This is a genomic window from Azonexus fungiphilus (assembly GCF_003634965.1).
Classification (GTDB): Bacteria; Pseudomonadota; Gammaproteobacteria; order Burkholderiales; family Rhodocyclaceae; genus Azonexus; species Azonexus fungiphilus.
In genome coordinates this window covers 303,065-323,777 of record NZ_RBXP01000016.1, presented here as the reverse complement: position 1 = coordinate 323,777, position 20,713 = coordinate 303,065, and the positions used below count along the sequence as shown (strand labels likewise).

The following is a 20,713-nucleotide window of genomic DNA, read 5'->3' as shown; positions in this document are numbered from 1 at the left end:
CCGCTGGTTTTCGGGGTCCCCCTGAGAGGCGCTGAGCAACGCAGGCGGTCCGGGGGAAGTCGGCTGGCGTTGTCTGAGCCGCGCAGCGGCGAGTTTAGCCAGCCGCCCGGAGCGTCGAGTAGCGCAAGGGACCCCGCGTAGCGGGGCGCCAACCTGGGGGTCGCCTTTTCTTTGGCTACTTTCTTTTGGCGAAGCAAAAGAAAGTACGCCCGCCGGTCAACGGCGGAACCCAGCGGATCAGCCAACATCCTTATACCGCCCATAAGTGTAATGCGCTGCACAGGCGCCCTCCGACGACACCATGCACGACCCCACCGGATTCTCCGGCGTACATACCGTCCCGAAAATCTTGCAGTCCTGCGGCCGCTTGACCCCACGCAAAATCGCCCCGCATTCACAAGCCTTGTGATCCGGCACCGACGCATAGCGAACCGGAAAGCGCTTCTCCGCGTCAAATTCGGCGAACGTGCCGCGAATGCGCAGTGCCGAGTACGGCAAAACGTTCAAACCCCGCCATTCGAAGTGCTTGCGCATCTCGAAAACCTCGGCGACCAAGGCCTGCGCCTTCAGGTTGCCGTCGCGGTCAACGGCGCGCGAGAACTCGTTTTCGACTTCGGCGCGGCCTTCGTTGACCTGGCGGATCAGCATGCGGATCGCCTGCATCACGTCAAGCGGCTCAAAACCGGCGATGACCACCGGCTTGCGGTACTCCTCGGCGAAGAATTCGTAGGGCCGGCTGCCGATGATCGTCGACACGTGCGCCGGGCCGACGAAGCCGTCGAGCGGTACGGTGCCCCACTGACGCACTTCCGGCGATTCGAGGATGCTGGAGATCGCCGACGGCGTCAGCACGTGACAGCAGAGCACGGAAAAATTCTTCAGGCCGAGCGCGGCGGCCTGCTTGATCGCCACCGCGGTGGGCGGCGTCGTCGTTTCGAAGCCGATGGCGAAGAAGACGACCTGTTTGTCCGGGTTTTTCTGCGCCAATGTGACGGCGTCGGCGCTCGAGTAGACCATGCGGATGTCGCCGCCCCTCGCCTTCGCTTTCAGCAGCGACAAGCCGTCGGAGGCCGGCACACGCAGGCAGTCGCCGTAGGTGCACAAGGTCACGCCCTCGTCGAGCGCCAGGCGGATGGCCTGGTCGACGCGGCCGATCGGCAACACACAGACCGGGCAGCCGGGGCCGTGGATCATGCGCACGTTGGCCGGCAGCAGGTCGGAGACGCCGTAGCGCGAGATGGCGTGGGTGTGGCCGCCGCAGAATTCCATGAAATGGTAGTGGCGGTTCGGGTCGGCCTCGGCGCGGATGCTGGCGGCGATCTTCTGCGCCACCTCGCCGTCGCGGAATTCGTCGATGTATTTCATCAGTGCAGCGTCAGGCCGTCGCCGTCCACGGTCAACTGCCCCATTTCGGCAAAAAGCTTGAGCGTCTGCTCGGCTTCTTCCGGATCGAGCTTGTTCAGCGCAAAGCCGACATGGACGATGACGTAGTCGCCGACGGCGACGCCTTCGACCAGCGACAGCGAGATTTCCTTGCGCACGCCGGCAAGATCGACGACGGCATTGTCGCCGTCACGCAGTTCGACGACCTGGGCGGGAATCGCGAGACACATGGGGCTTCCTTTCGGGGGAGTTCAACCGCGCCCGGCCAGGCGGCGGAAGAAGCCGCGCCGGTCGACCGGTTGCGGCTCGGGGTTCGGGGGCGTCGGCGCGGCGGCCGGCGGTTCGAAAAGCAGGTGCAGCGCGTCCATCGCGGTGCGCAGCGCGGCGTCCTGATCGGCGAGTTCGTCGACCGGCGCCAGGATGGGGACGAAGAAGCTCGCCGGCAGGTCGGCGTCGTCGCTGCGTTCGCTGATCAGGTCGAGATCGCCGGCCGGGAAGCCGACGCGCAGTGTCTGTTCGACCGGCAGCTCGCGCCACAGTTCGCCGCCGCCGGGGAGCAGCAAGAGGTGGATGAACCAGGGGGTGACGACGGCGCCGATCCAGTCGCCGCGATAGCGCCGGAAGCCGGCGATGTCGACCGAGAGGCCGGGATGGCCGCCGTTCAGCGCTGCCTGCCAGCGCCGGTAACGGGCGAGCACGCGCGGCGCCGGGTTGTCGGTGTGGATGGCGGCGCTGGCCGGTGTGTTCATGCCTTGTCTCCGTGCATTTGCCGCGCGACCCAGGCCTGGCCCAGCGCCAGACCGCCGTCGCCGGCGGGGACGGCGCGCGCTTCGAGGACTTCGATGCCGGCCGCCGTCAAACGGCGGCGCAGCGCGTCGAGGAGGATCGCGTTCGCCGCGCAGCCGCCGCCGACCGCCATTTTCGCAAGTTTTTCGCGGTCGACCGCAAACATCGCCCACTCGGCGAGGCCGGCGGCGACGGTGGCGTGGAACAGCGCGGCGCCTTGTCCGGCATCCATGCTGTCGAGCAGCGCCGGCAGCAGCGGCGAGAAGTCGAGGATATCGCCGGCTATCCGCCAGCCGCCGGCCAAGGGTTCGACCGGTCCGTGCGCTGCCGCCCGGCCTTCGAGCTCCATCGCCGCCTGCCCTTCGTAGCGCGAAACGTCGCGCACGCCGAGCAGGCCGGCGGCGGCGTCGAACCAGCGGCCGAGGCTGGAAGTCGGCGGGCAGCGCAGTTGGCGGTCGAGCAGCGTCAGCAGCGGGCCGGCTTCGCGTTCCGGCCAGGTGCGCGCCAGCCAGTCGGCGGCCTGGTCGCCGAGGCCGGCGCCGTGCAGCGCGGCAATCGCCATCCGCCACGGCTCGCGCGCCGCGCGGTCGCCGCCGGGCAGGGCCAGCGGGCGCAGATGGCCGAGGCGGTGACAGTCGGCGCCGTCGACGCGCAGCAGCTCGCCGCCCCAGGCGCCGCCATCCGGGCCGAGGCCGACGCCGTCGAGCGCCAGCCCGAGCAACGGGCCGTTGACGCCATGTTCGGCGCAGATCGCGCCAATATGCGCGTGATGATGGCCGACGGCGCGCGCCGGCACGCCGAATTCGCCGGCCAGGCGCAGGGCCAGCGCGGTCGACGCGTAGTCCGGGTGCAGGTCGTGGGCGATCAGCGCCGGTTTGACGTCGAGCACGGCGAGCAGGTGGGCGACGGTTTCTTCGAGAAAAGCCAGCGTCGCCGCGTTGTCGAGGCTGCCGATGTGCTGCGAAACGAAAGCCTCGCGCCCGCGCAGCACGCAGACGGCGTTCTTCAGGTGGGCGCCGAGCGCCAGCACCGGCGGGCCGTCGTCGGTGAGTGCAATCGGCAGCGGCACGTAGCCGCGGGCGCGGCGCAGGAAGGCCGGCGCGCCATCGGCCACGCGCACCACCGAATCGTCGCAGCGGACAACGATGTCGCGGTCGTGCATCAGGAAGGCGTCGGCGATGCCGTTCAGGCGCTGCAAGGCTTCGGCGTTGCCGGTGACCAGCGGCTCGCCCTGCGGGTTGGCGCTGGTCATCACCAGCAGCAGGTCGTTTTCCTCGGCGAGCCAGGCGGTGCCGGCGGGACGGCCGGCGGCTTCGTGCCAGAGCAGCAGATGTAAGGGGGTCGCCGGGCGCATGACGCCGAGCCAGGGCAGGCCGGGGGCGACGCCGGCCAGTTCGCCGGCACCCTTGCGGCAGAGGACGATGGGCGCGGCGAGATCGGCGAACAGCGCCCGCTCGCCGTCGCCGAACTCGGCGAAAGCGGCGAGCGCGCCGGGGTTGAGGCCCATCACGGCGAAAGGCTTGGCCTCACGCGCCTTGCGCCGGCGCAGTTCGGCGACGGCGTCGGGATTGCGCGCGTCGCAGGCGAGGTGGAAGCCGCCCAGGCCCTTGATCGCGACGATACGGCCGGCGCGCAGCAGGGCGAGCGTGGCGGCGATGGGGTCGGTGGTTTTTGCCGGAATCTGACGGTCGACCGTCAGATCGGCGCCATTTTCATCGAGCAGTTGCAACTGCGGTCCACAATCCGGGCAGCAGGTGGTTTCGGCGTGAAAGCGGCGGTCGGCCGGGTCGGTGTATTCGCTCGTGCACGGCGCGCACAGCGGAAAAGCGGCCAGGCTGGTACGGGCGCGGTCGTAGGGAATGCCGGCGCTGACGGTATGGCGCGGGCCGCAGTGGGTGCAGGTGGTGAAGGCGTAGCGCCAGCGGCGGTTGGTCGGGTCGCAGAGGTCGGCGATGCAGTCCGGGCAGATCGCTGAGTCCGGGCCGATGGCGGTGCGCACCGCGCCGGCGACGCTGTCGCGGATGACGAAGCCGGGCGCCGGGCGTTCGTCGCTGGCACTGCTGTCGATGGCGTCGATGCGGGCGAGCGGCGGGATTTCGCGCGGCAGGCGGGCGAGGAAGTCGTCCAGCCGGGCGCCGGCGGCGAGCAGTGTGACGCCGTCGCCGTCGTTGCGCACCCAGCCGGCGATGCCGAGTTCGCCGGCCAGCCGCCAGACGTAGGGGCGAAAGCCGACGCCCTGAACGAGGCCGCGGATGTGCAGCAGGCGAGCGCTCACTTGGCCGCCAGCTGTCGCTCCAGGTCGGCGATGCGCGCCTTCAGCGCGGCGACGTCGTCGGCCAGACGGGCGCGCTGGCCGGCGACGCCGCTTTCGATCCAGGCCAGCCAGTCGGCCATGCCCTCGCCCGTCGTCGCCGAGACGCGGAACACGGTCAGCTTCGGATTGACGCGGCGGGCGTTGGCTTCGGCGAGGTCGGCGTCGAACTGCAGATAGGGCAGCAGGTCGCACTTGTTGAGCAGCATCACGTCGGCGGCGGCGAACATGTCCGGGTACTTGAGCGGCTTGTCCTCGCCCTCGGTGACCGAGAGGATCGCCACCTTGTGCTGCTCGCCGAGGTCGAAGGCGGCCGGGCAGACGAGGTTGCCGACGTTCTCGATGAGGAACAACGAGCCGTCGGCCGGCTGCAGGCGTTCCATGGCGTGGCCGACCATGTGCGCGTCGAGGTGGCAGCCCTTGCCGGTGTTGATCTGTAGCGCCGGGGCGCCGGTCGCGCGGATGCGCTCGGCGTCGTTGGCGGTCTGCTGGTCGCCTTCGACGACGGCGATGGCGAGCCGCGCCTGCAGCGCCTCGATGGTCTTGACCAGCAGCGTCGTCTTGCCCGAGCCCGGGCTGGATACCAGGTTGAGCGCGAAGACGCCGTGCTCGTCGAACCAGGCGCGGTTCTTCGTTGCGTAGCCGTCGTTCTTGGACAGGATGTCGCGCTCGATCTGCACCATGCGCGCCTGGCTCATGCCGGGAACGTGGGCGCGCGCCGGGCCGCTGCCGTAGTCGAGGTCGCCGTGGTGGTGATGATGGTGATCGTGGTCATGACCATGTACGTGGGCGTGTTCGCCGTGATGGACGTGCTCGTGCACATGCGTCGTGCCGTCGGCGTGCGTATGGGTATGGCCGTGGGCATCGGCGATTTCGCCATCGTGGCTGTGCGCATGCTCGTGATCGTGCGCATGGCCGTGCTCGTGCACCGTGCCGTCGGCATGGACATGGCGGTGCGCGTGCGCCCCGCCCTCGATTCTCACTTCGCCGTCAGCGCAGCCGCAAACTGTACACATGATTGGTCTCCTGATTCTTATTCGATGGCGATTTCCCGCACCCGCATCTCGGTGCCGGCCGTGGGTTGAACCTGGTGGCTGCCGCAGACCGGGCAGGCGCCGTAAAGCTCGCTGATCGGCACCGTTGCCGCGCACGGCATGCACCAGCCGGCGCCGGGCACGGCGACGATTTCCAGCGCCGCACCGTCGGCAATGCCGCCCCGGGTGACGACGTCGAAGCAGAAGCGCAGCGCTTCCGGCTCGACCGACGACAGCTGGCCGATCTCGAGCACGACCAGGCCGACCCGGGCGGCGTTCTCGCGCCGCGCGGTGTCCTCGACCAGTTCGATGATGCCTTCGGCCAGCGACATTTCATGCATCTTTCCACTCCACTGCGTAGGGCAGGCACGGATCGAGCGCCAGGATCGCCGTTTCCAGGCCGATCCGGGCCGCTGCCGCGGCGTCGAAGCGACGCCCGGCGAGCAGTGCCGCCAGCGCCTCGCGGCCGGCAAAGCAGGCGTCGGTCGGCGCTTCGAGATGATACCGCTTCACCCGCCCCTGCTCGACGGCGATTGCATGCGTCAGCAGGCCACGGGCGGTGACGCTCTGCGCCACGCCGAAACCGTCGCCGCCGGCGGCGACCAGCGGGAACGGCTCGCCGGCCTCGAGCGCGGCAGCGGCGCGGGCGACGTCGGCGACGCGGGCCAGCCAGGCAGCGGTGATGTCCTCGGGCGGCGCCGGGCGCGGCGCCGGGGCAGCGTCGGCGGCCCGCCACCAGCTCAGCCAGGCGCCGGCATCGGGCGCCGGCCAGGTCGGCGCAATGCCACGGTCGACCAGCGTCTGACGGCATTTTTCAACGAGCGGACAGAGCGTCTCGTCGATCAGCCGGCGGGTCGCGGCGGCGCCATCGACACCGAGCCGGTCGCTGCGCCAGGCGACGAAGGCATCGCGTGCGGGCAGCAGGCCGCAGGCCACCGGCCAGTCGAGCAGCAACCGCCACAGGTTCTCGTGCAGCATTTCCAGCCACAGCAGGCGCTCGTCGAGCTCGCTGCGCGCCGGCGTCCGGCCGTCGGCCGCGGCCAGCGCGGCCTGCGCGGTCAAGCGCTGGGCCTCGGCGCACAGCGCATAGAGATGGGGAACCAGGCGCACCGCAGCGTCGGCGTTCTGGCCGACGAACAGCCGCGTCAACGGCGGCCGCTCGAGGACCACCGCGTCGACGCGCACGCCGCCGTCGGCGAAGGCGGCGCGGATGGTCAGCGAGCCGGCCGGATTCATCCGCGCAGGCCGAGGAAGGCGCGGCGCCCGGCCGGCGCCGCATCGACCGGCGCCGGCGGCGCGGCGAGCGGGTCGTTGAACAGCGCGGTGATCGCCGCCAGCGCAGTCAGTCGGGCCTGCTCATGGCTGGCGAACTCGCCGGCCGGCGAGAACAGCGAGCAGAGGTGGTAGCGGCCGAGGCTGGCCTCGTCGGCGACGATGAATTCATAGACGCCGGACGGAAATGCCCAGTCGCAGTGGCTGCCGGCCGCGGCCGCCGGCCAGTCGGCGTGGCCGGGCAGGCAGAGCAGGTTGATCGCCCACGGCGTGACCAGGGCGCCCACCCAGTGACCGCTGTCCGCCTGCCGGAAACCGATGGCCTCGACCGCCAGCGCCGGGTTGCAGATCGGCAGGCCGGCCATGCGCGTCGCCGCGATCCCGGAAAAGACCGCGACGATCACGGTCGACGGGTCCTCAGGCCAGATTTTCACGCCGCCAGCACCATGAACTTGTGCTTGCCGGCGTCGCAGCCGGGGCAGCACCAGTCGTCGGGCAGCTCGGCGAAGGGCGTGCCGGGCGCGATGCCGCGCACGTCGTCGCCCGCCGCCGGGTCGTACACCCACCAGCAGACGCCGCATTCAAGGCGGTCGTCGGGCTGCACGGCACGGAAGCTGCCTTCGAAGATCATGCCGGCTCCGCCATCAGCGCCAGGTATTCCCGGAGGCGTTCGAGCGAATCGGCAAAGTCGTCGGCGGCGGCGAGCGCGACGTCGGGAACGCCGACGACCTCGAGCGAATTGAGGATCAGCGTGTCCATGCTGTTGAAGTACTGGACCCACCAGACGTTCCTCAGCCGCGTGCTGGTGATCCGGCAGTTGCCGTAGCCGCGCGACAGGATCGACACCTCGCGGTGGCCGAGCCAGCCGTAGAGCGTGTCGAGGTCGGCCTCGCTGACCGGCAGCAGGCTCAGGTTGATGACGTGGGCAGCGTCGCCGGGCTGCCAGGCGGCCGCCTGCATGCGGATTTCCTCGACCAGCGCCTGGGCGTTCATGCAGCCGGCGGCGTAGTCGGGCGGCGCCAGCGTGCTGCCGGCGCAGGCTTGCATCGCGTCGAGGAGCACGCCGGGAATGGCGCCGGTTTCCAGACGGTCGGCGAGGAAGCGGCCGTCGTCGCCGACCTCGAGCACGCGCCAGAAGCCGGCGAAGGCGGTTTCCTGGACGCGCCAGTGGCGCGGCGCGGTGGTGAAGGCGCTGACTTCGCCGAAGCCGAGCGACTGGTTGATCAGCTCGCGCACCGCCGCCGGCTGGCCGAGCAGATCGACGCTGGCCGCACCGGCCAGCCCCTGGCGGCCGGCCGCGGCGACAAACTCGCCGAGCAGCGCGAGCACCGCGGCAACGGTTTCCGGCGCCGCATTTTCCGGCAGGTAGGGCGCGGCGAAGGTCTGCATGCCCTGCGGCATCGGCAGGTAGGCGGGGGCTTCGTCGCCCTGCGACCCGGGGCCGGTGAGCGGGCCCATGGCGAAGACGGAGATCGGGAAGGGACGCAGCGTGGACGGGTTCATGCGCAGGCTCCTGGCTGGCCGGCGCCGCGCACCGGGATGGCAATCGGACGCGGCCGGGCGGGGCCGGCGGCGAGACGGGCGACTTCGTCGCGGTATTCCTGCCAGTCGCGGATGCCGTTGAGGCTGCCGAGATACTCGCCGTCACGCAGGAAAACGACGGCCGGGGCGCGCGCGATGGCGAAGCGCTGCATCAGCGCGGCGGCGGCTTCCGGGCCGGCAACCAGGCGGGTGACCTCGGCGCCGAGGCCGTTGAGCGCCTCGGGCAGGATCACGCAGGCATCGAGCACTTCCAGGTTGCGCTGCGGGTCGTCGGTGAGCAGCAGCGCCGCCAGGCCGGCGGGAAATTGCGGATGTTCACGGTCGACCGTCAGAAAACCATGTTTTTGCTGCATCCGCGCCAGCGCGGTTGCCAGGCGCTCGAGCGAGGTCGGGCCGGCTTTCAGTTCGAGACTCATGGGGTTTGCATCCTCAGGAATTCAGGCAGTTGGGGTTCGCGGTCGAGGTCGGCAAAGAAGGCCGAGAGATCGGTGGCGCCGGCGTCGACCGCGCTCAGCGCGGCAAGCGCGGCATTGACGGCGGCGGCACGCTCGGCCGGGATGACTTCGCGGGCAGCGTCGAGAAAGCAGAGCAGCCAGGTGCCCGGCGCTTGCACTCCGACCAGGCGGATGTCGATGTCCACTTCGCCAGCGCGGCCGCGGCAGCGGGCGAAATGCTCGCCGCAGTCGATCACCTGGACGGGAATGCCGAGGCACATCAGGCGGCTTCCCCGTTCAGGAAACGGGCGTCGCCCAGGCGACAGGCCTGGTCGGCCGGCGGCCGGCCGGCTTCGTAGACGTCCATGGCCAGCGCCCGGTCGGTGATCGCCTCGGCGGCATCGTCGCGCCGGCTGGCGGTGGCGCCCCAGCGCCCGAGCCAGGCCAGGGCGAGATCGAGGGCCGGCGCCATCTGCGCCTTGACGACGTCGCGCAGGCTGCCGCCATAGTCTTCGAGCTCTTCCGGCTGGACGCCGATGAGCACCAGTTCGGCCGGCAGCTTGCCGGTCAGCTCGGCGGCCATCAGCACTTCCTGGAAGCCGGTCTGGTGCAGGCTCATCTTCTTGGCGCCCATGAAGCGCGGCACCTGGTCGCCGACCACCTCGCGCAAGTCGCCCGGCGTGTCGCCGTAGTCCACCGCGTCGAAGACCAGCAGGCAGTCGGCCTCCTGGACGTAGGGCAGGAGGTAGAGCCCCTGCGTGCCGCCATCCATCACCGTGACGTTGGCGCCGAAGCGCCAGCCGGCGTTGAGCGCCTCGACGCAACGCACGCCGAAGCCTTCGTCGGCCCACAGCAGGTTGCCGATGCCGAGTACGAGTATCCGTTTTTCCATCCGCTTCTTCTCGCTTTCCCTGTGGGGAAAAAAGCCCCGGGCACCACGGTGCGCCGGGGCAAACCTAACGCAAGGTAAAACCGAAAAACTGTCGAACGACGCTCAGTCCTTGAACATCCGCCAGCCGCTGATCATCGTCGAGATCAGCGACTGCCGGCTCATGATGTCCTCGCGGACGGCCGCGTAGATGTGCACAACGGCGAAGGTCATCATGATCCACATGCCCAGCCGGTGCAGGTTGTGCACCTGCATCGAGCCGCCGAGCGCCGGGATGACCCAGCCGAACAGCCGGTCGCTCCAGCTGCCCAGGCCGGTTCCCTCGCCGTAGAGCGCGAAACCGGTGATGACCATGCCGACGGCAAGGACGGTGAAGAAGAAGAACATCATCAGCTGCGCCATCGGATTGTGGCCGACGTACTTCTTCGGCGTCTTTTCCAGGAAGAGATACCAGCGCAGTTCGAAGAAGACCTCGCTCCACCAGTGCTTGTTGGTGATCGGCAGCTTGAAGATCTGCCGCGCGTGATGGTTGCCGACCGCGGCCCAGTAGATGCGCCCGAGCAGGCCGACGGCGAAGATGTAGGCGGCGGCGAAATGGGCGAAACGGATGTAGCCCATCAGGAAATTCTCCGCCGCCTCGCCGGGCACCGTCGGCAGGGGCTTGCCGATGAAGTAGCCGGTCACCGCCAGCACCACCATGGCCAGCGCGTTGATCCAGTGCCAGAGGCGCACCGGCGCCTCGTAGACGTAGATCGAACGTACCTGCCGACCGTGCCGCTCGGCCTCCAGCATGTCCTGTTGTGAAAGCATTTCAGCCTCCTTTCCGGACCGCTCAGCGGACCTTGACCGACGTCATTTCCTGGCCGTCCGGGCTCATCACGTGCGTCGAGCAGGCCAGGCAGGGATCGAAGGAATGCAGCGTGCGCAGGATTTCCAGCGGCTCGTCGGCCTTGGCCACCGGGGTGTCCATCAGCGATGCCTCGAAGGCACCGATCTGGCCCTTGTGGTCGCGCGGACCGCCGTTCCAGGTGGTCGGCACGACGCACTGGTAGTTGTCGATCCGGGTCTCCTTGATCGTCACCCAGTGGCCGAGCGCACCGCGCGGCGCCTCGGTGAAGCCGACGCCCCGGGCCTCCTTCGGCCAGGTTGCCGGTTCCCACTTCTCGATGTTGGCGGTGTTGAGGTCGCCGTTCTTCAGGTTGGTCATCAGCTTGTCGAACTGCTCGCTCTGCAGCTTGACGCAGTACGCCGTTTCCAGGCCGCGCGCGGCGGTCCGGCCGAGCGTCGAGAACAGCGCGCCGACCGGCACGTCGAGCTTCTTCAGCGCACCTTCGACCAGACCGTGGATTTCCGGGAACTGCTTCGGCTGCAGGTAGCCCATCACCATCCGGGCCAGCGGGCCGACTTCCATGGCGTGGCCGCGCCAGCGCGGCGCCTTGATCCACGAGTACTTGGCCCCCTCGTCGAGTTCCTGGATGTTGGTCTTGCTGCCCTTGGTGTTCGGACCGAGCACGAAATTCGGTTCGGTGACGCCGTCGAAGGGATGCAGGCCCTTGCTCTCGTCCGGGTACTTGTACCAGGAGTGGGCGACGAATTCCTGGACCTGTTCCGGGTCGCGCAGGTCGACCGGGTGGATCTCGTCGAGCTTGCCGTCGATGATGGCGCCGCGCGGCAACAGCAGGCTGTTGGTCGAATAGTCGTTGGCGATGTTCGGGATGTCGCCGTAGGAGAGCAGGTTCTGCGACGAAATGCCGCCGCCGTACAGCCAGCCCTTGTAGAAGGAACCGATGGCGAGCAGGTCGGGAATGTAGACCTGCTCGACGAACTCGGTGCAGCGGTCGATGATGCTCTTGACCAGGTTCAGGCGCTCCATGTTGATGGCGCCGACCGCGCCCGTGCCCTCGAGGTTGATGGCGCAGGGCACGCCGCCGACCAGCCAGTTCGGGTGCGGGTTCTTGCCGCCGAAGATGGTGTGCACCTTGACGATTTCCTTCTGGAAATCGAGGGCTTCGAGGTAGTGCGCGACGGCCATCAGGTTGGCTTCCGGCGGCAGCTTGTAGGCCGGGTTGCCCCAGTAGCCGTTCATGAACGGGCCGAGCTGGCCGGATTCGACGAACTTCTTCAGGCGGTTCTGGATGTCGCGGAAGTAGCCCGGCGACGACAGCGGCCAGCTGGAGATGCTCTGCGCCAGCGTCGAGGTCGCCTTCGGATCGGCCTTCAGCGCCGATACGACATCGACCCAGTCGAGCGCGTGCAGGTGGTAGAAATGCACCAGATGGTCGTGAATGTAGAGATTCAGCTGCATCAGGTTGCGGATGATGTTGGCGTTATCGGGAATCCTGATCGACAACGCGTCCTCGACCGCGCGCACCGAGGTCAGCGCATGCGTGCCGGTGCACACGCCGCAGATGCGCTCGACGAAGGCCCAGGCATCGCGGGGATCGCGGCCCTTGAGGATGACTTCGAGACCGCGCCACATGGTGCCGGTGGACACGGCGTTGCGGATCACGTTGTTGCTGTCGAGGTTGACCTCGACGCGCATGTGGCCCTCGATACGGCAGACCGGGTCGACGACGACGCGCTTGCCGGAGTTGTCGAGCTTGAAGCCCTGGGTTTCGTAGGCGCTCATCTTATTTCTCTCCCTGGTTTTCGCTCACGTGTTCACTGTCGCCAGCCTTCTGGCGGGCGCGGGCCAGCGCGGTCACCGCCGCGTGCGCGGCGATCGCGGCACCGACGGTGCCGGCGGCGGCCTTGCCGATGGTGTCGGCGTTGGCTTCGACACCGAAGGCCTTGATGTCGGTGACGCGGTCGTAGAAGCTGCCCTTGTCCCAGAAACCGTCTTCCGAACAGCCGATACAACCGTGGCCGGATTGCACCGGCCAGCTGACGCCGCCGTTCCAGCGCATCGACGAACAGGCGTTGTAGGTGGTCGGGCCCTTGCAGCCCATCTTGTACAGGCAGTAGCCCTTGCGCGAGCCCTCGTCGTCCCAGGCTTCGGCGAACTGGCCGGCATCGAAGTGGCCGCGGCGATAGCACTTGTCGTGGATGCGCTGGCCGTAGAACATCTTCGGCCGGCCCTGGCGGTCGAGTTCGGGAATCCGGTCGAAGGTCAGCATGTAGGTGACGACGCCGGTCATCACCTCGGCGATCGGCGGGCAACCCGGGACGTTGATGATCGGCTTGCCGGTGATCACCTTGTGCACCGGCGTCGCCCGCGTCGGGTTCGGCTTGGCGGCCTGGACGCAACCGTAGGAGGCGCAGGCGCCCCAGGAAATGATGGCCTTGGCGTCGGCGCAGGTCTCGCGCAGCTTTTCGACGAAGGGGCGGCCGCCCTGGATGCAGAACATGCCGTCCTCGTTGAGCGGCGGATTGCCCTCGACGGCGACGATGTAGTTGCCCTTGTACTTCTTCTTGACCTCGTCGAGGATCGCCTCGGCCTGGTGACCGGCGGCAGCCATCAGCGTGTCGTCGTAATCGAGGGACAGCATCGAGAGGACGACGTCCTTGGTCAGCGGGTGCGCCGAGCGGATGAAGGATTCCGAACAGCAGGTGCATTCGAGGCCGTGCAGCCAGAGCACCGGCGTCCGTGGCTTGGTTTCCATCGCATGCGCGATGCGCGGTGCGGCGGCGCTGCCCAGCCCGAGCGAGGTCGCGGTCAGGCTGCAGAACTTCAGGAAACTGCGCCGGGTGATCCCCTGGCGGCGCAGCACTTCGTAAAAGGTTTCGGTCACGGCGCTTCCCCCCTCTGGTCAGACATGCAGTGGCGCCCTCTCCGCAAAGCCTGTGCCACCCCGGACAGGCAGCCGATTTCGTCGAAAAACCAGTCACTTGGGAAATTCCCGCAAATTTCGCAGGGAATTGTTCGGCGGGCCAAGCGGAAACCGGAAAACCATCACTGGAAAGAATCCATCCAGTTTTCCGACAATGCCGGATCGGCGCTTTGCCCTGGCCGCCGGAACAAGCCTTGAGATCAATCAAGACAAGTGCTTTTTTGCTCACTAAAATCCCGGCATGCCTACCGTAGCCGACCTGATGACCCTGCACGCCGACAGCGTGGCACCCGATTCAACCCTTGCCGATGCCGCCGCGATCATGGTCGAGGCCCGCATCTCGTCGGTGGTGGTCATCGACGACGGCCGGATCGCCGGCATCCTGACCGAACGCGACATGCTGCACGCGATGCGCCAGCACGACGACCAGCGACGGCCGGTGCGCGAGTTCATGACTTCGCCGGTACATACGGTGAGCCACGACACCGAGGTCCGCACCGCCTTCCGCCAGGCGGCCCGCCTCGGCATCCGGCACCTCGTCGTCACCGCCGGCGAAGGCCGCCTGCTCGGCATCGTCAGCGAAACCGATTTCCGGCGGTTCTTCGGCCTCGATTTCTACCGCCAGCTGAACACCGTCGAGGGCCTGATGGACCGCGTCTTTCCGCGCCTGCCGCGCACGGCCTCGCTCGACGAAGCCCTGGCCGCGATGGAAACCGCCCGCGCCACCAGCGTCGTCGTCGTCGATGGCGAAACCGCCTGCGGCATCGTCACCGAACGCGACATCGTCCGCCTCTACCTGCAGGTCGACGGCAACCCGACCCTCGGCGAGATCATGACCGCGCCGCTGACCAGCGTCTTCCCGGAAACCTCGGCGGCCGAGGCGGCGGCGCTGATGCTGGAATCCAGAATTCGTCACTTGACGGTGGTCGACCGTGACCATCGCCTGCTTGGGCTGCTCACCGAACACAGCCTGATTCGCCCTTTGGAAATGGACCTGCTCGACGAGACGGTCAGCGAGCAGCGGGGCCTGCAGACCCGCTACGACGAGGCGCTGCTGATCCGTAACGCGGCGATGGCCGGCCTGCTGCGCGGCGAACGCCTGGAGAACCTGCTCGAGCTGATCGTCCTCTCGGCCGAGCACGAAGTCCCGGGCATCCGCTGCGCGATCATGCTGGCCAGCGCCGACGGCAGCCAGCTCTACCTGGCCGCCGCCCCCAGCCTGCCCGACGCCGCCTGCGACGTCCTGCGCAGCATGCCGGTCGCCGAGGGTTGCGGCGTATCCGGAACCGCCGCCTGGCGCCGCGGCGAGGCCTACATCGAAGACGTCTACAACCAGCCCGAAGGCGAACCCTACCGCGATTTCGCGCGCCTGCTCGGCGGCAGTTCCGGCTGGGCCGAAGCCCTGCTCGGCCCCGACCAGGAACTGCTCGGCACCTTTGCCGCCTACCAGGAAACCCCGGGCAAGGTGCCCGACGGCAACCGCGAGACAATCCGCCAGGCCAGCCAGCTGGCGGCACTGCTGATCAGCCAGCAGCGCCAGTCGGCCGAACTGCAGAGCAGCCGCAACACCTTCCGCCAGCTGTTCGAAACGGTCGCCAACGCGCTCTTCGTGCTCGACGCCGACGGCCGCTTCCTCGACGTCAACCCGGCCGCCGAGGCGATGACCGGCTATCCCCGGGAGATGCTCTGCGGACGCACGCCGGACGACATGGCGGCGCCCGGGATGAATCCGCCGGGCGAGGCCGCCGCCGCAATCCGCGCTGCCCTGGGCGGCCGTCCGCAATCGATCGAATACTGGGGACGCAAGCATTCTGGGCAGATCGTGCTGATCCGCGTGCAGCTCACGGCAACCCGCTACGACGGCCAGCCGGCAGTCATCGCCAGCGCCGTCGACATCGGCGGCAGCCGCGCCGAGGAACTGCGCCTGGGCATCGAACGCGACCTCGCCCATGCCCTGACCACCGGCGGCGACCGCGCCGGCCTGCTGGCGACGATGCTCGACCTGTCGTTGCGCTTTCCGGAATTCGACTGCGGCGGCATCTACCAGCTGACCGAGGACGGCGGCTACGAACTGCTCGCCCAGCGCGGCCTGAGCCCGCAGTTCGTCGAGCACGTACGGCACTACCCGGCCCATTCGCAGCAGGCAGCGCTGGTGCGCACGCAGCGGATCATCTGCAGTTGCCGGCAGTGCTGCGAGCAGACCAACGATTGCGGCCTGCTCGATGCGCCGCACATGGTCGAGGAAGGACTGCGCTGCCTGCTGATCCAGCCGATCGTCGTGGACGGCCAGGCGGTCGCCTGCCTCAACCTGGCCGGCCGCCACACCGAACAGATTTCCGCCGGCAATTGCCTGGCCGTGCAGAACATGGCCCGCCAGTTCGCGCTGGCGCTCGAGCGCCAGGTCCTGGAAGAACGCCAACGGCTGGCCGCCAGCGTCTTCGCCAATGCCCACGAAGGGATCATGATTACCGACATTGGCGGCCGCATCGTCGAAGTCAATCCGACCTTCAGCGAACTGACCGGCTACGCCCGCGACGAGGCCATCGGCCAGAGTGCCGGACTGCTCAATTCCGGCCACCACGACGATACCTTCTACCGCGAGATGTGGCGCGCCATTCGCGCCGACGGCCACTGGCGCGGCGAAGTCTGGAACCGCAAGAAATCGGGCGAGATCTTCGTCGAGCTGCTGACCATCTCGGCGGTGCGCGGACCGAGCCAGAAGATCACGCACTTCGTCGGCATTTTTTCCGACATCACGCTGCTCAAGGAACACCAGCAGCGGCTCGAGCACCTGGCCCACTTCGACGCGCTGACCCAGCTGCCCAACCGGATGCTGCTCGCCGACCGCCTGCAGCTGGCGATGGCCCACGCCGCCCGCAACCGCGGCCTGCTCGCCGTCTGCTACCTCGACCTCGACGGTTTCAAGCCGGTCAACGACCGTTTCGGCCATGCCGCCGGCGACCGCCTCCTGGTCGAAGTAGCGCAGCGCCTGAAAGCCTGCGTCCGCGGTGGCGACACGGTCGCCCGCCTGGGCGGTGACGAGTTCGTGCTGCTCTTGTCCGGCCTCGCCGACATCCACGAATGCGACCAGGCGCTGAACCGCATCTCCGCTTCGCTGACCCGGCCTTTCGCGATCACCGGCGAAGAAGTGACGATCTCGGCAAGCATCGGCGTCACCCTTTATCCGCACGACGGCTCCGACGCCGACACCCTGCTCCGCCACGCCGACCAGGCGATGTACGTGGCCAAGCAGGCCGGACGCAACCGCCACCACCTGTTCGACCCGGAAAACGACCGCCGTGCCCGCCGCCGCCGCGAAGACATCGCGCGCATCAGCGAAGGCCTGGCGGCCGGCGAATTCACGCTGCACTACCAGCCCAAGGTGGACATGCGCCAGGGCCGGGTGGTCGGTGCCGAAGCACTGATCCGCTGGCAGCACCCCGAGCACGGTCGACTGCTGCTGCCGCAGGAATTCCTGCCGGCCATCGAGGGCAGCGAGCAGGCGATCGAACTCGGCAACTGGGTCATCCGCAGCGCCCTCGACCAGCTCGCCAGCTGGTCGGCGATCGGTCTCGACCTGGCCTTGAGCATCAACATCGCCGGCGAACACCTGCAGCATCCGGGCTTCGTCGACGAACTCGCCCGCCAGCTGGCCGCCCACCCGGGCGTGGCGCCGGAGAAACTGGAGCTGGAAGTCCTCGAAACCGCGGCCATCGAGGACATCGGCCGGGCCGCCAAGCTCTTCGACGAATGCCGCCGGCTCGGCGTCAGCTTCGCCCTCGACGACTTCGGCACCGGTTATTCCTCACTCACCTACTTCCGCCGGCTGCCCGCCGAGATCCTCAAGATCGACCAGTCCTTCGTCCGCGACATGCTCGACGATCCCGAGGATCTGGCCATCGTCGAGGGCGTCATCGGCCTGACCCGCGCCTTCCGCCGCCAGGTCATCGCCGAAGGCGTCGAAACCGTCGAACACGGGCTGGTCCTGCTGCTGCTCGGCTGCGACCTGGCGCAGGGCTTCGGCATCGCCCGGCCGATGCCGGCAACCGAGCTTCCCGGCTGGATCGAGGCCTTCCGCCCCGACGACCTGTGGGGCGCCGCCTCGGCTTTCGCCTGGTCGCGCGAGGATCTACCGATGCTGATTGCCGAGGTCGATCACCGGCGCTGGCTGAAGCATCTCGAACTCTGCCTCGGCGCCCCCGGCGGCAGCCAATCCGCGCCGGAACTCGACGCCCGGGCCTGCGGCTTCGGCCACTGGTATTACGGGATCGGGCAGCAGCGCTACGGGCGGATCGCCCCCTTCCAGGCGATCTCCGAAGTCCACCTGGGACTGCACGCACTGGCCCGCCAGGCGCTCGAACTCAAGCAGGCCGGTCGCGACCAGGCGGTGGCGGCGCTCCGGCCTTCAATCCAGGCGGCCGCCCGCGAACTGTCCGAACTGCTCCAGCAACTGCAGGCGGAAATCCTGATCGGTAATCAGACCAGCAACCGGTAGGCCGGCGAATCGAGGCCGCGCACCGCGGCCAGCAGGGCATCGATGGCCTTCGGCCGGACGAAGCAGTTGCGCCAGGCCAGCGCCACCCGCCGTGACGGTTCGGGCGGGACGAAGGGAATGACCCGGATCATGTCGTTGCTGTAAGGATGCTGGAGGGCACCTTCGGGCAACACCGAAACGCCGAGCCCGGAAGCCACCATGCAGCGGATGGTGCCGATCGAGTGTCCGAGGCGGATGTCGGTCTCCGGGCTGCTGACCTGCGGACAGGCACCCAGCACCTGGTCGCGGAAGCAGTTGCCGGCCTTGAGCAGCAGCACCTCGTCCCCGGCCACTTCCTCGGGTGGAATCGCCGGTAGGTTCTCCCAGCGATGGCCGAGCGGCACGACGACCTTGAACACCTCGTCGTAGAGCGGCCGGGTGAGTACGCCCGGCAAGTCGAAGGGCAAGGCCAGGATGGCGACGTCGATGTCGTTGTCGCGCAGCATGTCGGCAAGATTCGCCGTCATGTTTTCCTCGATCGCCAGCGGCATGTTCGGCGCCACCGCCTTCAGCGAATGGATCAGTTGCGGCAGCAGGTAGGGGCCGATCGTGTGGATGACGCCGAGGCGCAAGGTGCCGTCGAGCTGATCGCGACCGCGCTGGGCGATCTGGCGCACCTTCTCGGCTTCCTCGAGCGCCAGCTGGGCCTGCTCGACGACCCGGGCACCGACCAGGCTGGGGCTGACGAAGCCCTTGCCGCGTTCGAACAGCTGCACGCCGAGTTCATCCTCGAGACGCGCAATGGCGACACTCAGCGTCGGCTGGCTGACCGAGCAACGCTCGGCGGCACGACTGAAGTTCTTTTCCTGGGCAAGCGCCACAATGTAACGCAACTCGGTCAAGGTCATTTGCTTCTCTCCTTAGGCCGGTGATCATACCCTCATGATCTATAGGGGTTCCCTATGGTAGCCATAGTCCAAACCCATAAAAAACATTGACTTGGATCAAGTCTAGCATACCCCCCCGGGGGAGAATGGCCGGACACTTTTGTCAACGAGGGAGAACAATGATGAAACAAACCATCCTGACCACAGCCATCGCCCTGGCCTCCGGACTCGCCATCCACACCGCCGCCCAGGCCGCCAACGACGAGCCGATCAGCCCGATCAAGCCGCCGGCCAGCATCAATCTCGGCATGGTCGAACTGGGCAAGAAGCTCTATTTCGATCCGCGCCTGTCGAAGTCCGGCATCATGTCGTGCAACACCTGCCACAACCTGTCGATGGGTGGTACCGACAACATCCCGACCTCGGTCGGCGACAAGTGGCAGCAAGGCCCGATCAACGCGCCGACGGTGCTCAACTCCAGCCTCAACCTGGCCCAGTTCTGGGACGGCCGCGCGGCCGACCTCAAGGCCCAGGCCGGCGGTCCGATCGCCAACCCGGGTGAAATGGCCTTCACGCACACGCTGGCGATCAACGTCCTCGAATCGATCCCGGCCTACGTCCGCGAGTTCAAGCTGGTCTTCGGCAAGGACAAGATCGACATCGACCAGGTCACCCTGGCCATCGCCGAATTCGAGAAGACCCTGGTCACCCCGAATTCGCGCTTCGACCAGTGGCTGCTCGGCAACAAGAGCGCACTGACCAAGCAGGAGCAGGAAGGCTACGCCCTGTTCAAGGACAGCGGCTGCGTTGCCTGCCACAACGGCGAAGCCGTCGGCGGTAACTCCTTCCAGAAGATGGGTCTGGTCGAGCCGTACAAGACCACCGCCACCGCCGAAGGCCGTGCCGGCGTCACCGGCAAGGATGCCGACCGCTTCAACTTCAAGGTGCCGACCCTGCGCAACGTCGAAATGACCTATCCGTACTTCCACGACGGCGCCGCCAACACGCTGACCGAAGCGGTGGACATCATGGGCCGTCTGCAACTGGGCAAGAAGTTCACCAAGGACGAAAACGCCAAGATCGTCGCCTTCCTGAAGACCCTGACCGGCGACCAGCCGACCTTCACGCTGCCGATCCTGCCGCCGTCCGCCGACGCCACCCCGCGTCCGACGCCGTTCAAGTAAACAGGCCGCTCCATCTCTCCGATTCGGGGGCTTCGGCCCCCGTTTTTTTCCTGTTTGATTCACCTCAATCTGCCGGTACACTTGCGCGTCCATAATTTGCCCCTGTCGCATCAGGGTATTTGCCATGCTGGAAGCTGAAAATCTGGAATGCGTGCGCGGCGAGCGCCGCCTGTTCGCAGGCCTCGGCTTCACACTGTCCGCCGGCGAACTGCTGTATCTGCAGGGACGCAACGGCGCCGGCAAGACCAGCCTGCTGCGCATGCTGATCGGGCTGCTGCCGCCGGAAGACGGCGAGATCCGCTGGCAGGGCAGGCCGATCCGCAGCCAGAAGGACGACTATCACGGCGCCCTCTGCTATCTCGGCCATCTCAACGCCATCAAGGAAGAGCTGACGCCGCTCGAGAACCTGCTCGCCGCCGCCCGTCTCGGCGGCACCACGCTGCCCGAGGACGACGCCATCGACGCCCTCGAACAGGTCGGCCTCGCCGGCCGCGAGGACCTCGCCTGCAAATACCTGTCGCAGGGCCAGAAGCGCCGGGTCGCGCTGGCCCGGCTGGTGGTCGACCGGCGCCCGCTATGGATTCTCGACGAACCGTTCGTCGCTCTCGACGTGCTGGCGGTCGACTGGCTCGCCGGCATCATTTCCGGCCACCTCCAGCGCGGCGGCATGGCCGTGATGACCACCCACCAGCCGGTCGCCATCCCCGCCGGGCGCGTCCGCGAACTGCGCATCGGCTGAGGAAGCAG

At 67.9% G+C, this 20,713-nt stretch carries 20 protein-coding genes; 3 read left to right on the top strand and 17 right to left on the bottom strand.

Annotation, left to right across the window (positions count from 1 at the left end; genetic code table 11):
- Window positions 1-237: 237 nt before the first annotated feature.
- From hypD to DFR40_RS12540, 16 genes are all read right to left on the bottom strand, one after another.
- The gene (hypD, locus tag DFR40_RS12610) at window positions 238-1,365 is read right to left on the bottom strand and encodes a hydrogenase formation protein HypD (RefSeq protein ID WP_121458844.1); all 1,128 of its coding nucleotides are present in this window, start codon (window positions 1,363-1,365) and stop codon (window positions 238-240) included.
- Window positions 1,365-1,613 (bottom strand): HypC/HybG/HupF family hydrogenase formation chaperone, encoded by a 249-nt coding sequence (locus tag DFR40_RS12605; protein ID WP_121458843.1) that lies wholly within the window; start codon window positions 1,611-1,613, stop codon window positions 1,365-1,367. The genes hypD and DFR40_RS12605 overlap by 1 nt, the downstream gene beginning before the upstream one ends.
- A gap of 21 nt (window positions 1,614-1,634) precedes the next feature.
- Window positions 1,635-2,132 carry a [NiFe]-hydrogenase assembly chaperone HybE gene (hybE, locus tag DFR40_RS12600; protein ID WP_121458842.1) on the bottom strand — a complete coding sequence of 166 codons (498 nt, stop codon included), beginning with the start codon at window positions 2,130-2,132 and terminating at the stop codon, window positions 1,635-1,637.
- Window positions 2,129-4,444, bottom strand: coding sequence for a carbamoyltransferase HypF (gene hypF, locus DFR40_RS12595; RefSeq protein WP_121458841.1), 2,316 nt, complete (start codon window positions 4,442-4,444; stop codon window positions 2,129-2,131). Before hypF ends, hybE (DFR40_RS12600) begins: the two co-directional genes overlap by 4 nt.
- The gene (gene hypB, locus DFR40_RS12590) at window positions 4,441-5,496 is read right to left on the bottom strand and encodes a hydrogenase nickel incorporation protein HypB (RefSeq protein ID WP_121458840.1); all 1,056 of its coding nucleotides are present in this window, start codon (window positions 5,494-5,496) and stop codon (window positions 4,441-4,443) included. The genes hypF and hypB overlap by 4 nt, the downstream gene beginning before the upstream one ends.
- Window positions 5,497-5,513: 17 nt before the next feature.
- On the bottom strand, window positions 5,514-5,855 hold the full coding sequence (gene hypA, locus DFR40_RS12585) for a hydrogenase maturation nickel metallochaperone HypA (protein ID WP_121458839.1): 342 nt from the start codon (window positions 5,853-5,855) through the stop codon (window positions 5,514-5,516).
- Window positions 5,848-6,750, bottom strand: a complete 903-nt coding sequence (locus DFR40_RS12580) for a hypothetical protein (RefSeq protein WP_121458838.1) — start codon at window positions 6,748-6,750, stop codon at window positions 5,848-5,850. The genes hypA and DFR40_RS12580 overlap by 8 nt, the downstream gene beginning before the upstream one ends.
- On the bottom strand, window positions 6,747-7,220 hold the full coding sequence (hybE, locus tag DFR40_RS12575) for a [NiFe]-hydrogenase assembly chaperone HybE (RefSeq protein WP_211329794.1): 474 nt from the start codon (window positions 7,218-7,220) through the stop codon (window positions 6,747-6,749). Before hybE (DFR40_RS12575) ends, DFR40_RS12580 begins: the two co-directional genes overlap by 4 nt.
- On the bottom strand, window positions 7,217-7,417 hold the full coding sequence (locus DFR40_RS17255) for a rubredoxin (RefSeq protein ID WP_211329793.1): 201 nt from the start codon (window positions 7,415-7,417) through the stop codon (window positions 7,217-7,219). The genes hybE (DFR40_RS12575) and DFR40_RS17255 overlap by 4 nt, the downstream gene beginning before the upstream one ends.
- Complete coding sequence (locus DFR40_RS12570) at window positions 7,414-8,289, bottom strand: hydrogenase expression/formation protein (RefSeq protein WP_211329792.1); 876 nt, start codon at window positions 8,287-8,289, stop codon at window positions 7,414-7,416. Before DFR40_RS12570 ends, DFR40_RS17255 begins: the two co-directional genes overlap by 4 nt.
- Entirely contained in the window at window positions 8,286-8,744 is a 459-nt protein-coding gene (locus DFR40_RS12565) for a thioredoxin domain-containing protein (RefSeq protein WP_121458836.1), read from the bottom strand. Before DFR40_RS12565 ends, DFR40_RS12570 begins: the two co-directional genes overlap by 4 nt.
- Window positions 8,741-9,043: a HypC/HybG/HupF family hydrogenase formation chaperone gene (gene hypC, locus DFR40_RS12560; protein ID WP_121458835.1), complete on the bottom strand. Its 303-nt coding sequence runs from the start codon at window positions 9,041-9,043 to the stop codon at window positions 8,741-8,743. Before hypC ends, DFR40_RS12565 begins: the two co-directional genes overlap by 4 nt.
- Window positions 9,043-9,654 carry a HyaD/HybD family hydrogenase maturation endopeptidase gene (locus DFR40_RS12555; RefSeq protein ID WP_121458834.1) on the bottom strand — a complete coding sequence of 204 codons (612 nt, stop codon included), beginning with the start codon at window positions 9,652-9,654 and terminating at the stop codon, window positions 9,043-9,045. The genes hypC and DFR40_RS12555 overlap by 1 nt, the downstream gene beginning before the upstream one ends.
- A gap of 102 nt (window positions 9,655-9,756) precedes the next feature.
- Window positions 9,757-10,461 (bottom strand): Ni/Fe-hydrogenase, b-type cytochrome subunit, encoded by a 705-nt coding sequence (cybH, locus tag DFR40_RS12550; protein WP_121458833.1) that lies wholly within the window; start codon window positions 10,459-10,461, stop codon window positions 9,757-9,759.
- Between the two features lie 22 nt (window positions 10,462-10,483).
- Window positions 10,484-12,280, bottom strand: coding sequence for a nickel-dependent hydrogenase large subunit (locus DFR40_RS12545; protein ID WP_121458832.1), 1,797 nt, complete (start codon window positions 12,278-12,280; stop codon window positions 10,484-10,486).
- A 1-nt stretch (window position 12,281) separates the two neighbouring features.
- Window positions 12,282-13,382 carry a hydrogenase small subunit gene (locus DFR40_RS12540; RefSeq protein WP_121458831.1) on the bottom strand — a complete coding sequence of 367 codons (1,101 nt, stop codon included), beginning with the start codon at window positions 13,380-13,382 and terminating at the stop codon, window positions 12,282-12,284.
- 280 nt (window positions 13,383-13,662) lie between these two features.
- Here DFR40_RS12540 and DFR40_RS12535 point away from each other — a divergent pair, with 280 nt between their 5' ends.
- Window positions 13,663-17,916 carry an EAL domain-containing protein gene (locus tag DFR40_RS12535; protein ID WP_121458830.1) on the top strand — a complete coding sequence of 1,418 codons (4,254 nt, stop codon included), beginning with the start codon at window positions 13,663-13,665 and terminating at the stop codon, window positions 17,914-17,916.
- Here the strand turns inward: DFR40_RS12535 and DFR40_RS12530 are convergent.
- Complete coding sequence (locus DFR40_RS12530) at window positions 17,898-18,803, bottom strand: hydrogen peroxide-inducible genes activator (protein WP_121458829.1); 906 nt, start codon at window positions 18,801-18,803, stop codon at window positions 17,898-17,900. The genes DFR40_RS12535 and DFR40_RS12530 overlap by 19 nt on opposite strands.
- Before the next feature lie 158 nt (window positions 18,804-18,961).
- Here DFR40_RS12530 and DFR40_RS12525 point away from each other — a divergent pair, with 158 nt between their 5' ends.
- Window positions 18,962-19,966: a cytochrome-c peroxidase gene (locus tag DFR40_RS12525; RefSeq protein ID WP_211329791.1), complete on the top strand. Its 1,005-nt coding sequence runs from the start codon at window positions 18,962-18,964 to the stop codon at window positions 19,964-19,966.
- 124 nt (window positions 19,967-20,090) lie between these two features.
- Entirely contained in the window at window positions 20,091-20,705 is a 615-nt protein-coding gene (ccmA, locus tag DFR40_RS12520) for a cytochrome c biogenesis heme-transporting ATPase CcmA (protein ID WP_121458828.1), read from the top strand.
- The last annotated feature ends 8 nt before the right edge of the window (window positions 20,706-20,713 follow it).

Bases quoted from the DNA above. Each gene is read 5' to 3' on its own strand.
- hypD (WP_121458844.1), bottom strand. From the start codon at position 1,365: ATGAAATACATCGACGAATTCCGCGACGGCGAGGTGGCGCAGAAGATC.
- DFR40_RS12605 (WP_121458843.1), bottom strand. From the start codon at position 1,613: ATGTGTCTCGCGATTCCCGCCCAGGTCGTCGAACTGCGTGACGGCGAC.
- hybE (WP_121458842.1), bottom strand. From the start codon at position 2,132: ATGAACACACCGGCCAGCGCCGCCATCCACACCGACAACCCGGCGCCG.
- hypB (WP_121458840.1), bottom strand. From the start codon at position 5,496: ATGTGTACAGTTTGCGGCTGCGCTGACGGCGAAGTGAGAATCGAGGGC.
- hypA (WP_121458839.1), bottom strand. From the start codon at position 5,855: ATGCATGAAATGTCGCTGGCCGAAGGCATCATCGAACTGGTCGAGGAC.
- DFR40_RS12580 (WP_121458838.1), bottom strand. From the start codon at position 6,750: ATGAATCCGGCCGGCTCGCTGACCATCCGCGCCGCCTTCGCCGACGGC.
- DFR40_RS17255 (WP_211329793.1), bottom strand. From the start codon at position 7,417: ATGATCTTCGAAGGCAGCTTCCGTGCCGTGCAGCCCGACGACCGCCTT.
- DFR40_RS12570 (WP_211329792.1), bottom strand. From the start codon at position 8,289: ATGAACCCGTCCACGCTGCGTCCCTTCCCGATCTCCGTCTTCGCCATG.
- DFR40_RS12565 (WP_121458836.1), bottom strand. From the start codon at position 8,744: ATGAGTCTCGAACTGAAAGCCGGCCCGACCTCGCTCGAGCGCCTGGCA.
- hypC (WP_121458835.1), bottom strand. From the start codon at position 9,043: ATGTGCCTCGGCATTCCCGTCCAGGTGATCGACTGCGGCGAGCATTTC.
- DFR40_RS12555 (WP_121458834.1), bottom strand. From the start codon at position 9,654: ATGGAAAAACGGATACTCGTACTCGGCATCGGCAACCTGCTGTGGGCC.
- cybH (WP_121458833.1), bottom strand. From the start codon at position 10,461: ATGCTTTCACAACAGGACATGCTGGAGGCCGAGCGGCACGGTCGGCAG.
- DFR40_RS12545 (WP_121458832.1), bottom strand. From the start codon at position 12,280: ATGAGCGCCTACGAAACCCAGGGCTTCAAGCTCGACAACTCCGGCAAG.
- DFR40_RS12535 (WP_121458830.1), top strand. From the start codon at position 13,663: ATGCCTACCGTAGCCGACCTGATGACCCTGCACGCCGACAGCGTGGCA.
- DFR40_RS12530 (WP_121458829.1), bottom strand. From the start codon at position 18,803: ATGACCTTGACCGAGTTGCGTTACATTGTGGCGCTTGCCCAGGAAAAG.
- DFR40_RS12525 (WP_211329791.1), top strand. From the start codon at position 18,962: ATGATGAAACAAACCATCCTGACCACAGCCATCGCCCTGGCCTCCGGA.
- ccmA (WP_121458828.1), top strand. From the start codon at position 20,091: ATGCTGGAAGCTGAAAATCTGGAATGCGTGCGCGGCGAGCGCCGCCTG.